1 protein-coding gene is annotated in these 643 nt (G+C 65.0%); it reads left to right on the forward strand.

Annotated features, from left to right (window positions below; genetic code table 11):
* Nucleotides 1–643, forward strand: a 643-nt coding sequence (locus tag A9976_RS19500) for a 7TM-DISM domain-containing protein (RefSeq protein WP_220808760.1), incomplete at both ends; no start/stop codon positions are given.

Here is a 643-nt window from a genome sequence, read left to right on the forward strand (position 1 = left end):
GAATTGATCTGGCGCGACCCGCACCTGACCGAACCGCTGTCGCGCAGCTGGAACATGCCGCGCTACTGGCGCCTGCCCGAAGCTTTGCTGCATGACGGCGTGAACACGCTGTGGGTGCGCGTGGTCGGCGTATGGCAGCAGACGCCGGGGCTGGGCCCGGTCCATCTGGGCGAATCGCGGGCCATGCAGGCGCTACAGGAAGACGTGTGGTGGACCAACCGCACCCTGTACGTGCTGAACCTGATCATCTCGGGTGTGCTCGGCGCCTTGTTCTTTTGCATCTGGATCGTCCGCCGCGAACAGACCACCTACGGCTGGTACGCGCTGATGGCGCTGTTCTGGGTACTGTTCATCGCCAACGTCCTGCTGACCAGTCCCTGGCCGTTCGCCGACACCCTGATGGCCTCCCGGGCCAACGCCATGGCCCTGGTGCTATACACGGCCTGCTTCTGCCTGTTCACCTGGCGCTTCGGTGAACAATCGCTGCCCCGCACCGAACGCGCGCTGTGGATCGCTTCGGCCACCATGCTGGCCATGCTGGCGATGACGCCCGATACCGCGCTGCCCCTCGCGCTGACCACGGGCACGTTGGGATGCGCCGGCATTTTCCTGAGCAACTGCCTGCAATTCTGCTGGCACGCAT

The sequence above is a fragment of the Delftia sp. UME58 genome (assembly GCF_014170385.1).
Taxonomy (GTDB): Bacteria; Pseudomonadota; Gammaproteobacteria; order Burkholderiales; family Burkholderiaceae_C; genus Comamonas; species Comamonas acidovorans.